The following is a 12,104-nucleotide window of genomic DNA, read 5'->3' on the forward strand; positions in this document are numbered from 1 at the left end:
CCAGGCCGATGGCGTGAGCCCGCATGCCTGTTGCCAGGCGTGAGTCAGGTGAGCCGAGTCGTAGAAGCCGGCGGCGTGGGCGGTGGCCGTAATCGATTCGGCCTGGCCACGCATACGCTGACCGGCGATCGTGGGCGCACCGCCTGGCGCAGCACACCAAAGGCGAGTCCGTCGTTCGCCAGTTGGCGTTGCAGCGTGCGCGGCGAGACCGCCAGTTCCGCTGCGCATTGCTCCAGGTCGGCCGCGGGTTCGGCATAAAGGCAAGCCGCGGCTTCGTGGACGGCAGATCGATCGAGCCCCAGCCGCCGCGACAGTGAAATCAGTGCCCGCTCTCCCAGATGCGCATCTTCGGCAGCGCGGGTTGCCAGCCATTCGATGCAGCCCTCGCTCAGCGCGGCGCGCAACCGGTCGTCGCGTTCGCTCGTGCGCGGCGTTCGGCGGATCGTCGCCGTCTTCGTGCCCGGTGCCGCGACCACCCTCACCACCGTCACCACGCCAAACGTCGCTGCCTCGTTCAATGCGTTCCACCGTTGTTCGAACGCGCGCGTCGTCAGCTCAGGCGGGAAGAGCGCGGCTAGCGGACTCGCGTCGCAAGCGGCGGCGTCGGCCAGGTTCCGCCGCGCCTGCCGGGGCGTCACGCCGCTCGCGTTCGCCGCGCGCGCTGTGTCGGCGTAGGTTTCATGGCTCACGACGCCGTTGACCATGCGCTCCACCGCCTGCGCAAAGCGCGCCGCCGGCCGGCAGGCGACCGTGCCGCAGGGCGCAAGCGCATCATGGAGCACGCGCGCGGCCATCAGGCGCGAGCTGGGGTGTCGTTCGGAGAATGGCGCGTCCATACAAGCTTTCCTGGGTCAGCCGGATCATCATCCGCCGTGTTCAACCCACGGAGGACTTATCGATGCAACCCGCGATGCAACCGGCAACCCTGCCATCGTATTTCATCGGCGACGCACACGTCGATTCGACGCTGCAGCGGCTCTATGCCGACGCACTGCGTGCGGACCCCATCGCGCGCGCTGCCGCGACGGGCCGCGGGCTGGAGGAGGGCGCGCCCGACTTCTACGCGGCCATGAAGGACGCCTACATGCCCGTCACACCCGATCTCGGCATGTTGCTCTACGCGCTCGTGCGGGCCACGGCGGCGCGGACGGCCGTCGAATTCGGCACCTCGTTCGGCATATCGGCGATCTGGATGGCGGCGGCCTTGCGCGAAAACGGCGGCGGGCGGCTCGTCACGGCCGAGAGGGACGAGACCAAAGCCCGGCGCGCGGCGCTCAACCTTGCGGAGGCCGGCGTGGATGCGGCCGTCGAAATCCGCATGGGCCCCGCGCAGCAAACCTTGGCCGAAGGCCTTCCCGAAAGCGTGGATTTCGTGTTCCTCGACGGAGCGAAGTCGCTGTATCTGCCCGTGCTGCAACTCGTCGAGCCGCGCTTGCGGCGCGGCGCGCTGATCGTCGCGGACAACACGGACATGCCCGACGCAAAGCCTTTTCTCGACTACACGCGCCGCGAGGCCGGCGGCTACCGGTCGGCCTCGCTGGCGACCGAGGCGCTGGGCGCCCGGCATCCTTTCCGGCTGCTCGTGTGGGCAGGGTGAGGGCGGCGAGTGGGAGGAAGGGAATTCGCTGGCAGTCCGGTGATCGAATGCGGCCGCGAGTTGACGACCTCCGCCGCGCTGGATTACCGTTTTCGGGCACTTGCCCGGAGACTTCCCCAACATGCCCGCCACTGTCCGCAATTCGCTGCTCTGGATTTTCGAGCCTTTCGAGCGCCACGTCACCTACGTCGGCAAACGGATGTTCGGATGCGACGCCGCGTATCTCGACGGCCTGCTGTACCTCGTGACCGGCGATGGCGACGAGCCGTGGAACGGCTTGATGATCTGCACCTCCCAGCCGCATCACGCCGCGCTCATCGATGAACTGCCCGCCTTGCGGCCGCATCCGGTGCTCGGGAAGTGGCTCTATATTTCGCAGGACGACCCGGCGTTCGAAGATACCGTGGAAGCGGTCGTGGCGCGGGTGCTGGCGCGCGATCCGCGCATCGGCGTCGAACCAAAGCCGCGCAAGCGCGGCCGCAAGAGCCTCTTGCCGAAGGGCGCTGACTGACGCGCATTTGCCAGTCAAGCGCGCCGCTTTTTTCCTTCTTCGTGACCGGCTGCGCGAATGAAATCCACGAACGCCCGCAACGGACCCGGCATGTGGGTCCGGCTCGCGTAGTAGAGATACGGGCCACGAAAGCTCTGCCACCACCTGGCCAGCACGGGCACGAGCGCGCCGGATTCGATCGACGGCCGCAAGAATTCCTCGAACGTGTAGATGATGCCTACCCCCGCGATGGCGGCGCCGCGCTCCAGGTCGGTCGTGGACGCCACGAGCGGACCGTTCGGCGTGATGCGGACGACCTCGCCGTTGCGCTCGAATTCCCACGCGGGCGTCACGCCGCTGTCGAAGCGATGCCGGATGCACGCATGCTGCAGCAGATCGCGCGGATGGCGCGGCTCGCCGTGCGCTTCGAGATAGCGCGGCGCCGCGGCGGCGACGAAGCGCTGCCTGCGCGGGCCGATCGGAATGGCGACCATGTCTTTTTCGATGCGTTCGTCGTAGCGGATGCCGGCATCGAACCCGGCGGCCAGCACGTCGATGAACGTATCGTTGGTCACAACTTCCAGCGTGATTCCCGGGTGGGCGGCGAGGAAGTCCGGTACGAGCGCCGGGAGGATCTCGCGCGCCACGATGGAAGGCACGTTCAGGCGCAGCGTGCCCGTTGGGCTGTCGCGAAAGCTGTTGATGGCGTCGAGCGCACCGGCGATCTCGCCGAAGGCCGGCGCGAGCCGCTCGAGCAGCCTTTGGCCCGCCTCGGTGGGTGTGACGCTGCGCGTAGTGCGATTGAGCAGGCGCACGCCAAGCTGTTGCTCGAGGCGCCGGATCGCATCGCTCAAGGCCGAGGGCGACACGCCGCGCGTGAGTGCCGCAGCGCGGAATCCGCGTGCCTGCGCCACGGCCACGAAGGTGCTCAGGTCGGAGAGGTCGGGCTCGGACATTGTGCGGAAATCTGGACAACCGATTAAATTCAGTGGAGATTATCGCACGCCGGGGCGGCGCCTGGCCCTACGTTCGGACCGGCATCACGGATGCCAGTGATAAACGACGACGCTCGATCCGTTGTAGTTGTCCTTGGTGATCACATAGTCGCCGGTCGACCGCAGGTACGCGCGCACGCCGTACATGGAATCCACGTCGTTGCCGACGTCCATGGCCGACGGGTTCGAATTCGTCAGCGTCGTGACGAAGCTGCCCGTATTGAGGTCGTATACGTCGATGTTCGGCACCGTATGCACGTAGCCGACGAACAGATAATGGCCGGCTGCCGCGATCGATTTCGGGTTCGCGTTCGTCAACTGGATGACGGGAGTCCGCCGGGTCGTGTTGCCGGCCTTCCATCCGTGATAGACCTCGATGTATCCGTTCATCGCCGTCCAGTCCCAGCTTCCCGAAATGCCCTGAGCGAGGATCATCGTGTCGCTGTCCGATTGATAGATGATCCGCGCGAGCGGCAGCACGGTGTGCGGGATCTGGATCGTCGTGGCCGCGCCCCATGACGGCTTGCCGTTCGCGTCGAAGCCCGTCATCGGATAGTGGTAGATCTGGTTGGTCCGGTTGAGGCCGGCCCACACGTCGCCGTTGCCGTCGATCGCGAAGCCGGCCGTGACCTGCAGGCTCGTGTTGAACGCCGTGCCCGGAATCGAGCCGTCCGGAATCGCGATGTAGCCGCTCGACGGCTGGAAGTAATAGAAGTTGAAGTTGCCGGGGTTCTGGCCGGACGCGACGAGAATGCGGTTGCCGCCCACCACCACGAGTTGTCCGAAATGCTGGCCGCGCTGATAGTCGTTCATGTTCAGGCGCGGATCGTTCGGGTAGGTGAACGGATCGATTGTGTTCGCAACGAACGTGCCGCCCGACGTGCCCGTATAGATGTTGTTGCCGCTGTAGAACCAGGCGCCGTCGGTGGCGGGGTCCGGTGCGGCGACAGCCTCGAAATTCAGCGCCTGCAACGTCCATTGCAGCGTGCCTGCCGGGTTGTACGACTGAATGTGGGTACTGCCGTTGCGCCCGAGATCCCAGCCGCCGCCCCACGCGTTGTCGAGCACGTACAGATTGCCGGCCGCATCCTTGCCGATGCCGACCACGCGCGTGAAACGCTTGTCGCCAACCTGCCCCTTGATGCCCGTGGTCGTGTCGAGATAGCCGCCCTGCACGCCGAACGTGCCGACCTGCACGGGCACGCCGACCAGCGCGTAGCACTTGATGTTCATGTCGGGGCCCTCGTCCCCGACCAGCAACTGGTTCGTCAGCGCGTCGAAATCGAGCGCCGAAGGGCGCGCGCCCGGCGCCATCTGGATGGTGTTCATCGGCGCGCCGCCCGGGCTGAACTGCGCGACCACGCCCGCGCTTTCGCGCGCGACCCACAGGTTGCCCGCCGCGTCGATCGCGAGCGCGCCGGGTTGCTGCACGGCGATGTCGCGCTGCCAGACGCCGTCGGTTGTGTAGACACGGACGCGGTTGCCGTAAAAATCGCTGGCGTACAGCAGCGTGCCGGCGGTGGCGAGCCCGGTGATCACGTCCGCGTTCTGGATGCCGGTCCACGTGCTGACCGGAATGCGCAGATCGCGCGTGTTCGAACTGCGGTTGTAGCGGCCCACCGAGCCGCTGCCGAATGACTGGTCGTCGCCGAGCGCGACGAAAATCGAGGTCGCGTTGCCCGTGATCGCGCCGCCCTGGAACTCGTCGTGCGTGCCGATCGTGCCGAGCGTCTGGCCGTTCTGGTAGATCGCTACGCCGCCCGCGTTCTCGTCCCAGCGCGACGACGTATAGATGACACCTTCGGGCGCGACCCACATCGAGCGCGCGCCGTTGCCAACGTGCGAAGCCAGGGTGCCGAACGTATTCGCGAGCCAGTCAGTCGTGTATTGCGCGTAACCGGCAGGCGCCAGCGTGGCGGTGAAGAGACCCAGCAATGCCGTGCAAATCCGTTTCCTGTACATGCAACAATGTTCTCCTGACTGTGCGTCACGCTGGTGTCATTCGTGGCGCATGAGATGGCAGAAATTGCGTACATGAAGTGTACTGAAGAAATCGGAATGGCTCTTCCAACCCTGCACGCCTACGAGTGCTCGCGCGCCACCTCGACACAGAAGTCGTGAATGACGGACACCATCTGGTTGAGCCCGGGCTGCTCCAGCGGATAGTGCCCCGCGTTTTCGAGCATCTCGACCTTCACCGGAACACGCCCGATGCGCTGGAGAAACAGCTCGCTCAGATGCAGCGGGGTCCAGCGATCCTGCGCCGGTTGCGTCAGCAGGATCGGGCACACGTCGAAATGTTCGGGCTCGATGTCGGGCCGATAGGTCGTGTAGCTGGAAAGAAAGCGCATCGTCACCCATTTGCCAGCCGACGTGCGGTCCGCCATGCAGGCTCTCAGCGCTGCAGCGTCGTTGACCAGCGCGTGCATCTTGCTCGCCACTGCCATAGGCATGCGAAAGCCTGCCAGCGGGGTACGGTCGAGCAGCGTGGCCAGCGGCCCGCCAACGCGGCTCATGAACAGATTGCGTGCCGTCTCGTCGCGGACCTGTTGCATGCGTTGATCGAGAAAGGTCATGCCGACGATGCCTTTCACCTTTCGGTTCCTGGCGGCGACGTGATAGGTCTCCATGCCGCCGGCGCTAAGGCCGTACAGCACGATGGGACGGTTGTCCCTGGCCAGTTCCGTATCGACGAGATCGCTCCCGGCCTGCACCCAGTCGTCGTAGCGAACCGGCTTGCCGCGACCCACCTGCGTGAGGCCGTATTCCGGCATGTCGATCGCGATGGCCTCGAAGCCCCTGCGCGCGAGCTGGGAGCCGAGTATCGTCGACATCTGCCGGCCATTCGTGCCGACCCCATGGAAGAGGATGACTTTCAGCGGCGCGGCGGCATTGCGGTAGGTGTCGAGATGGATAAGGTGCGCGCCCCATTGCCACCATTCTTCCTGCGGCTCCTGCCCCGGGTGCAATTGAAACTCGGCGGGAAGAAAGCTCTGGATACGTCGCCAGTTCGTTTGCTGTGCATAGGTCGTCATCTGCGGTCTCGCTTCGGAAGGCACCATTCGACCGTGCCGGGCCGCTGGTGTAAAATCAAACAAATGTCGGATACAAATCTAACTTATGTCGGATTCAAAATCAAGCACCGCCCGCGTGCGGGATGGGCGACGCCCCATGCAGGAGCGTTCCGCGGCCCGGATGGCCAAAGTGACGGAAGCGGCCGAACGCATGCTGGAAGCGGTCGGACCCGAGAAAACGTCCATCCCCGCGCTCGCCGAGGCAACGGGGGTGCCTCGGGCCGCGATTTACCCCTTTTTTCCGGACAAATACGCCCTGTTTTCGCATCTGGCCCTGGAGCACATGGACGGGCTGACGAAGGCGCTGGCCACGTCGAAGGCGGAGCGCACGCGTAGCTGGCGAACGTGGATCGAAGCGGTGGTCAAGGTGGCTGCCGGGTACTACAACGCGCATCCCGCGGCGAGCGTCCTGCTGTTGCGAGGCGCATTCGCCGACACCGACCGCGCGGCGCACGAAGCCAAGAACGCGACCATCGGTGCGCTCTTTCGCGCGAGAATCGCCAGCCTCGGCGTGCTGAAAGCGTTACCGGCTACGCCCGACGCTGCCACGATCGCCGTGGAAATCGCCTTTGCCTGCATGAAGCACGGTTACGCAACGGAAGGTACGGTGTCCGCAGCGATTTGCCAGGAGGCGTCGCGCGCGGTCATTGCGTATCTCTCGACATGGGACGATCCGCGTTGATCGGCGGTTCCCAGGTAGTCCGGCAGCCCGCAGTGTACGGAATGAAGAACGCGTGGAATGCAATGCACAAATGGTTGTTTGGCGGCAGGCCGGACGGTGACTAGATTGAAAAATCATGCAGCTCGATGGAGCGCGCGTCATGTCACGGTTTACGACGATCTGCTTTCGGGCGCTGCTCGCGCCCATCTCTTTCTGGCACGGTCGGGGCGGCGGTCCTGACGAGGCGCCATCCCCCTCCACGATCGAAGTGCCGGACCAACGGGAGCGGCTGGAGCGCATCGCGCTCTATGCCCGAGCCGGATATTTCCGCATGGGCGGCCCGCTCGACATGATGAACATGACCGGGGAAATTCCGCTCGAATGAGGCGGATCGATACGGCCGGCACTCGCGCAGCATCGATCTGCATGATCTCGTGCCAGCCGATCTCATCTATCCCGACAAGGTTGGCGAGACTTATGTCTTCGTCCACAACCCGCTGCGTCGCTGGTACGACTTCCCGCTGATGACGCCCGACAAATGCCTGCTTTGATTCGTCATGCCCTCTCGCGGCGCCATGATTCGGGAGCATCGATGAACGAACAGCGACTGGCTCGACTGGGCCGCGAGAAAGACGCTGCGCAGGGGACTCGCGACGGCGAAGCCGGGAGGTCCGCGCGCGGCTTGGAATCTACCTCCACCACATCGCGGTGACGCATCCGGGCTGATGCGGATATTTGCGAGCGTTTCGACGGGGCACGCTCATGCATTGTTGAGAACCCGTTTTGCCGCAGGCCATGATCGACCGGCTTCCATGCGCACGAGAATTCGAACATTCAACGCGCCGCGCACACGCTTGCGGGACGCGCCACCGATGCCTACGAAGCAGCACGCGAAACCGTGCGGCGTTTCATTGGCGCCTCGTCTCTCGAGGAAATCATCTTCGTGCGCGGCACGACCGAAGTCATCAATCTGGTATCGTGCGACCATGCCATAATGGTCGGCTCACGCCTCCTGATCGGAGATGGTCATATCGCCCGAAGCGATCACGAGGCTCCCACATGCAGTCCTGCACCGATGCACCACGATGGGTACGCCCTCGTCCAGCATGGCGCCAGCTTCGGTAATCGGGTTGTCTCCGTGTGCCGGACAACTGACCCAATCGCCGAGGCGCGCGTTATGGTGACCGTCGATTTCCATGCTTCCACTGACCCTGATGACTTTGCCACCGTGGCTGGTTTCATCGCCTTCACGGCATATTGCATGGTCCATCGTAAAACTCCCTTTTTGGTTGTCGAGGTATCTCACAGACCTAGCGCAGTTCTCGTAGCCTGCCAGTTCTCCTCCACCGCCTGCGTTCCGCTGTCAATGACCTTGCCCGCTACCTGTTGCGCCTGCGTGGCCGCGTTGATAGCCTTCTGCCTTACGGCATCCATGGCTTCGGACATGCTCTTCTGCACGGTGTTCACCGAGCTGATGACGACTTTTTCACCCTCGTCAATCCTGGACACCACGATATTCCTGCTGGTCTGATAAACCTCCACCGTGTACTTCTGGCCGGCATCCACCGTGTCGAGTACGAACTGCTCCCCGACCTTGTAGGTCGAGGTAGCTGTCTTCACTCCGGAGTTCCATGTTTCGGCCACGACGCCCTGAGCCGTGGCGTAGACCTTGATGACAGCATCCTTCTCGGCCACCAGATTGTCATCCAGCCATTGCAGTCCCACCGCCATGACATTCCGGCTCGACTCCGAAATTCCGCGCGGACGAAAATAGCTGAATGGCTCAACGCCATATAGGAAACCAGCCTTCGAGTCATGCACGTATCTACCGACAAAGGCCACAACGTCATCGCTCGCAGTGCTGTCCCACGCCTGCAGTCTCCACGCCTCAGGACTGACACTCTGACCGTAGGTCGCACCCAGGAAGTGCACCGTAACGGAATCCGTTGCTGGTGGATGGCTGCGCAATTCCTGCACCTCGTTCGCCATACTCTGATGACCAACCATCCTGTACCCGATGCTGTTCTGGTGATCTGGAGTCCTGATTCCCTTGCGATACATCGTTCCATACGCCGAGTACAGGGCCTTCATGTGTGTGTCGATCTGCTTTTCGACCAGGCCGAAAGTGGGTACGGCGCTCATGTAACGTTCGTAGGCTGCCTCGGTCTCGGGCATTACCTTGAAGCGCTCATCAAATATCGCTTTGATCTTTGAGTCTCTTGCCATCTCGCCATACGTCGGCAGTCGAACTCCAGCTTGCACGGCTGCGTCCATCATGTCGCGCATCGGAATGCGCGCGTAGTTGTTGGAGCGATTTTGGGCGGTCGGCTCATAGCCACCACCCACATCCGAATGCACGCCCGGGTATACGGTTTCCGTCCAGTTCGGTATCAACTGTCCGCTCTGGCGGATCAGGTCTACCGGGAACGAGAATCGCAACTCATGCGCAGCAACATAGTGCACACACCGTTCTACCGCGCCGGGAACCTTCAGGTTCTTCTCGGTGAAGAACGAGTCCATGTTGGTTGCCGGACCGCCGAACGAAGCAACGGTATCGAAGAGTCCCATGAAATGAATGCGCGTCGGGAAGCCCTGATATGTCAGTTGACCGGCCTTGTCCGTGCCGCAGCCCTTCAGAAAATCATTGCTGAAGGCGCGCGCCAGTGCGGCGCCGCGCGAGAAGCCGAAGATCGACAGGTTGATCATCTTGATCAGCCTGTGCTCCGCGAGTGCCTTGCTCAAGTCGCCAAGACTCTCGTTCCTGCCTTTTTCTGCATACGCTTTCGTCGTAGCATTCAGTTTCTTCGCGTTGTCCAACAGCACGTTACGCAGCGCGTCATTGACGTTGCTCCTTCCGAATTCCGTGCGCCGGGTTCCGCCAGTTCCGCTGGCGAGACCAACAAAACTATCCTGTGTATTGATCCACGCCTTGTCCAGCCAGTCGGTCGCCTTGCCGTTAAAAGGCGTGCCGACGCCTGATACATAGATGGCGTGAATCGCCTTTCGCGACTCCGAAGACATTTGTGTGGCAAGCCACATCCTTGCTGGATTGGACCATCTCTTTGCCTTCTCATCGTTGTCCTTGTTATTTCCTGTGCCGTCAAAGAACACACCTATATTGACAACATCGGAACAATCCTGTTTTGGGCCAGGTGGCCCTGCAGGAATATCGCGATTAGCGGCCTGGGCCGACTGCAGGTTTTCCTTTTTACCGGGCATCGATATGGTTCTCCCTGTAAATCTCTTCGCCTTTTGGTGTCGCTTCCGGGAGATACTGGGAAAGCGTCAGTTCCGCCGTATTGTCTGGGTAGATATGAACACCCAGATAACGATCATCGTCCGAAATCTGGTCTGCTGTCAGACTCAGCCCGTTCTCAACAGCAACGGTGTCACCAGTATCAGCCCAGCGCCACGAAAGTGTTTGCTTGCCGAGTGGTATTGTCACGCCCGTCATGACACCACCGCCGCCACCGTATGCGCCGGCGCCACCAATTTCACTCCCGTCAAGAAGCACTTCGAAAATTGGCCTGTTAAAATAGTTGAACAATACAATGTTAAGTACTATTTCTTTTTTTGCGAGGAATCCCATTTCATTACTTCCGTCTTTGCATGCGGGAATTATTGGGGAAAGCAACACCAGCGCCATCAGGCGCATCACCACTTCACGACGTGTCGTCATGGAAATTGCTCCAGCGCCTCCGTCAGGGCGAGCCGTCGCGACCTGACCTTTTCGAGTAACGTCTCAATTGCGCTGCTCTCCTGCATCCGCGGCCCGTAGATCAGCCCGGCGCAGACGTAGTTGACGATGTCCTGCATGCCGGAGAGGTTCAATTTGCGCGCTTCCTGCAGGTGTTTCCCGACACGGGCGTATTGCTCCTGCTGCGGTATGGCTGCCAGAAGCCCGGGCTTGTTCGTCTGGATATGGCCCAGAACGTGATCCGGCACACTGGCCTCCACAAGCATATCTACCTGCGTCTGCGTAAGCCTGAGCGGAAGCGCAACCTTCTTTTCAGTTCCGCCGGCAGCGTCCGGAATAATCCGGTGCATCTTTCCGCTGCGGTCCCAGTACCACCACGCCGCTACACCGAATAGAAATTGTTCCCGTTCGCGTGGAGTCAGTACGGGACCGGGAATATGCAGAGTGGGGTCGTCCTGTTGTCCAACCAGCGTTCCGAGAATTGCCGGATCCCAGAACGCGAAAATCATCGCGTCATCATCGGGCAGGAGAACTTCCGTGAATGCATGTAGATGAGCAAACAGCTCATCGAAACCAAGCGGACTGGCAATCACACTGATGGCCGCAGGCATCGCCGGGCCGTAACGGGCAAGCCACTGCCAGCATTCGTCCCGTGCATTGAATGCCGGAAGCGTCATGAGGTGAGGCGCAACGGCTTCCAGGTCCGGCCCCTGCCGGTGAGTCAGCAGGCATTGGCTGTGCGTACCGGGGGTGGCCTCCCGTAGTTCGGCCGGGTGCCGCTTGTCCTGTGCCGCGTCCGCGATCAGATAGAAATACGGCAGCGGTTCATCTGGAAGCTGTTGAACGTGCCCATGGAGTTCGTCGATACTCACGGTCAGGTTCCCTTGTTAACGAAGGCTGACCGGTTCATCGCCCTCTTGAGAAGGCACTCGATACATACATCTTTGGGCAGCATTGGCATCGCGACGGGGAGGCTTTTCGGCCCGTTGATGCTTTTCGATCCGGAATGTACGATCCAGCTTCCGTTCGTTCCGGTCTCGACGCTCCCACCATTCCACCTCGTATAGCTGCCGCCTCCATTGATGAGAAGCTCTTCTTTTGCCGTGATGGTGATGCGATTGGCGGTATGACTGATGTTCAGCTTCGCGAGGATGTTGATACTATCTTTCAGCGCTTGAAGATCGATGTCGCCACTGGCGGCAACAAGTTTCATTCCCGCTTTCTGGCAGAACAACCGGACCCCGTTCAGGACGCTCGCCAGAAGCCGGCCACCTGCCGAGAGGCTGAAGTGTTGCCCGCTCGTCAGCGCCATATGCATACCGCTCGCGATGTGAGTCGATTCCGCGGTTGTGGTCTCAATCCCGGCAGGACTGGAGAGGATCAGATGCGGGCTGCTCAGCTCGGGGAACGAGTTGTCGCTGGTCTTCGCACCGCCTTTGATAGCGTCATTCTGGGCCTTGATGGCTTTGGCAACGTCGCTCTGGTCACCACCGTGATCCTGTGCCAGGTTCTGCTGTGCGAGGTCCGCAAGAATTTCATGCTGCTGTCGCGCCTGGGTGAGCCGCGCCACCGTCTCGCCCATGTCCATCA

Annotated in this window: 13 protein-coding genes and 2 pseudogenes; 6 read left to right on the forward strand and 9 right to left on the reverse strand. The window is 62.0% G+C overall.

All coding sequences use genetic code 11. The annotated features are described in order from the left end of the window. Positions 1-44: 44 nt before the first annotated feature. Complete coding sequence (locus tag V8683_RS26500) at positions 45-836, reverse strand: hypothetical protein (protein WP_411193379.1); 792 nt, start codon at positions 834-836, stop codon at positions 45-47. Between the two features lie 74 nt (positions 837-910). Here V8683_RS26500 and V8683_RS26505 point away from each other — a divergent pair, with 74 nt between their 5' ends. Together V8683_RS26505 and V8683_RS26510 are read left to right on the forward strand one after the other, a co-directional pair. After that, positions 911-1,597: an O-methyltransferase gene (locus V8683_RS26505; protein ID WP_411193378.1), complete on the forward strand. Its 687-nt coding sequence runs from the start codon at positions 911-913 to the stop codon at positions 1,595-1,597. Positions 1,598-1,718: 121 nt separating this feature from the next. Next, on the forward strand, positions 1,719-2,108 hold the full coding sequence (locus V8683_RS26510) for a beta-propeller fold lactonase family protein (RefSeq protein WP_411193377.1): 390 nt from the start codon (positions 1,719-1,721) through the stop codon (positions 2,106-2,108). A gap of 14 nt (positions 2,109-2,122) precedes the next feature. On the opposite strand, the gene V8683_RS26515 is transcribed toward V8683_RS26510, so the two are convergent. The 3 genes from V8683_RS26515 to V8683_RS26525 all read right to left on the reverse strand — a co-directional run bounded on the left by V8683_RS26515 (position 2,123) and on the right by V8683_RS26525 (position 6,117). After that, positions 2,123-3,043 (reverse strand): LysR family transcriptional regulator, encoded by a 921-nt coding sequence (locus tag V8683_RS26515; RefSeq protein WP_411193376.1) that lies wholly within the window; start codon positions 3,041-3,043, stop codon positions 2,123-2,125. Between the two features lie 84 nt (positions 3,044-3,127). Next, the gene (locus tag V8683_RS26520; protein WP_411193375.1) at positions 3,128-5,044 is read right to left on the reverse strand and encodes an SMP-30/gluconolaconase/LRE-like region family protein; all 1,917 of its coding nucleotides are present in this window, start codon (positions 5,042-5,044) and stop codon (positions 3,128-3,130) included. 119 nt (positions 5,045-5,163) lie between these two features. Further along, on the reverse strand, positions 5,164-6,117 hold the full coding sequence (locus V8683_RS26525; RefSeq protein ID WP_411193374.1) for an alpha/beta hydrolase: 954 nt from the start codon (positions 6,115-6,117) through the stop codon (positions 5,164-5,166). Between the two features lie 160 nt (positions 6,118-6,277). On the opposite strand from V8683_RS26525, the gene V8683_RS26530 reads away from it, so the two are divergent. The 4 genes and pseudogenes from V8683_RS26530 to V8683_RS26545 form a co-directional block, all read left to right on the forward strand. After that, positions 6,278-6,838: a TetR/AcrR family transcriptional regulator gene (locus tag V8683_RS26530; RefSeq protein ID WP_411193373.1), complete on the forward strand. Its 561-nt coding sequence runs from the start codon at positions 6,278-6,280 to the stop codon at positions 6,836-6,838. Between the two features lie 139 nt (positions 6,839-6,977). Beyond that, positions 6,978-7,202, forward strand: coding sequence for a hypothetical protein (locus V8683_RS26535; protein WP_411193372.1), 225 nt, complete (start codon positions 6,978-6,980; stop codon positions 7,200-7,202). 22 nt (positions 7,203-7,224) lie between these two features. Beyond that, positions 7,225-7,365, forward strand: a pseudogene (locus tag V8683_RS26540) (CmcJ/NvfI family oxidoreductase); the annotation flags it as partial. A 260-nt stretch (positions 7,366-7,625) separates the two neighbouring features. After that, a pseudogene (locus tag V8683_RS26545) lies at positions 7,626-7,796 on the forward strand (aminotransferase class V-fold PLP-dependent enzyme); the annotation flags it as partial. A gap of 24 nt (positions 7,797-7,820) precedes the next feature. Here the strand turns inward: V8683_RS26545 and V8683_RS26550 are convergent. From V8683_RS26550 to V8683_RS26570, 5 genes are all read right to left on the reverse strand, one after another. Next, entirely contained in the window at positions 7,821-8,087 is a 267-nt protein-coding gene (locus tag V8683_RS26550) for a PAAR domain-containing protein (protein WP_411193371.1), read from the reverse strand. Between the two features lie 32 nt (positions 8,088-8,119). Then, on the reverse strand, positions 8,120-10,036 hold the full coding sequence (locus V8683_RS26555) for a T6SS phospholipase effector Tle1-like catalytic domain-containing protein (protein WP_411193370.1): 1,917 nt from the start codon (positions 10,034-10,036) through the stop codon (positions 8,120-8,122). Beyond that, a complete protein-coding gene (locus V8683_RS26560; RefSeq protein WP_411193369.1) occupies positions 10,026-10,496 on the reverse strand; it encodes a hypothetical protein in 471 nt (156 codons plus the stop codon). Before V8683_RS26560 ends, V8683_RS26555 begins: the two co-directional genes overlap by 11 nt. Then, on the reverse strand, positions 10,493-11,386 hold the full coding sequence (locus V8683_RS26565) for a DUF4123 domain-containing protein (protein ID WP_411193368.1): 894 nt from the start codon (positions 11,384-11,386) through the stop codon (positions 10,493-10,495). Before V8683_RS26565 ends, V8683_RS26560 begins: the two co-directional genes overlap by 4 nt. A 2-nt stretch (positions 11,387-11,388) precedes the next feature. Beyond that, on the reverse strand, positions 11,389-12,104 hold a 716-nt coding region (locus V8683_RS26570), incomplete at its 5' end, for a DUF2345 domain-containing protein (RefSeq protein WP_462880695.1).

Source organism: Paraburkholderia sp. AV2 (assembly GCF_054968425.1).

What these genes read in the sequence shown, in the direction of transcription:
- V8683_RS26500 (WP_411193379.1), bottom strand. Translation starts at nt 836, where the DNA reads ATGGACGCGCCATTCTCCGAACGACACCCCAGCTCGCGCCTGATGGCC.
- V8683_RS26520 (WP_411193375.1), bottom strand. Translation starts at nt 5,044, where the DNA reads ATGTACAGGAAACGGATTTGCACGGCATTGCTGGGTCTCTTCACCGCC.
- V8683_RS26530 (WP_411193373.1), top strand. Translation starts at nt 6,278, where the DNA reads ATGGCCAAAGTGACGGAAGCGGCCGAACGCATGCTGGAAGCGGTCGGA.
- V8683_RS26555 (WP_411193370.1), bottom strand. Translation starts at nt 10,036, where the DNA reads ATGCCCGGTAAAAAGGAAAACCTGCAGTCGGCCCAGGCCGCTAATCGC.
- V8683_RS26510 (WP_411193377.1), top strand. Translation starts at nt 1,719, where the DNA reads ATGCCCGCCACTGTCCGCAATTCGCTGCTCTGGATTTTCGAGCCTTTC.
- V8683_RS26525 (WP_411193374.1), bottom strand. Translation starts at nt 6,117, where the DNA reads ATGACGACCTATGCACAGCAAACGAACTGGCGACGTATCCAGAGCTTT.
- V8683_RS26535 (WP_411193372.1), top strand. Translation starts at nt 6,978, where the DNA reads ATGTCACGGTTTACGACGATCTGCTTTCGGGCGCTGCTCGCGCCCATC.
- V8683_RS26515 (WP_411193376.1), bottom strand. Translation starts at nt 3,043, where the DNA reads ATGTCCGAGCCCGACCTCTCCGACCTGAGCACCTTCGTGGCCGTGGCG.
- V8683_RS26550 (WP_411193371.1), bottom strand. Translation starts at nt 8,087, where the DNA reads ATGGACCATGCAATATGCCGTGAAGGCGATGAAACCAGCCACGGTGGC.
- V8683_RS26560 (WP_411193369.1), bottom strand. Translation starts at nt 10,496, where the DNA reads ATGACGACACGTCGTGAAGTGGTGATGCGCCTGATGGCGCTGGTGTTG.
- V8683_RS26505 (WP_411193378.1), top strand. Translation starts at nt 911, where the DNA reads ATGCAACCGGCAACCCTGCCATCGTATTTCATCGGCGACGCACACGTC.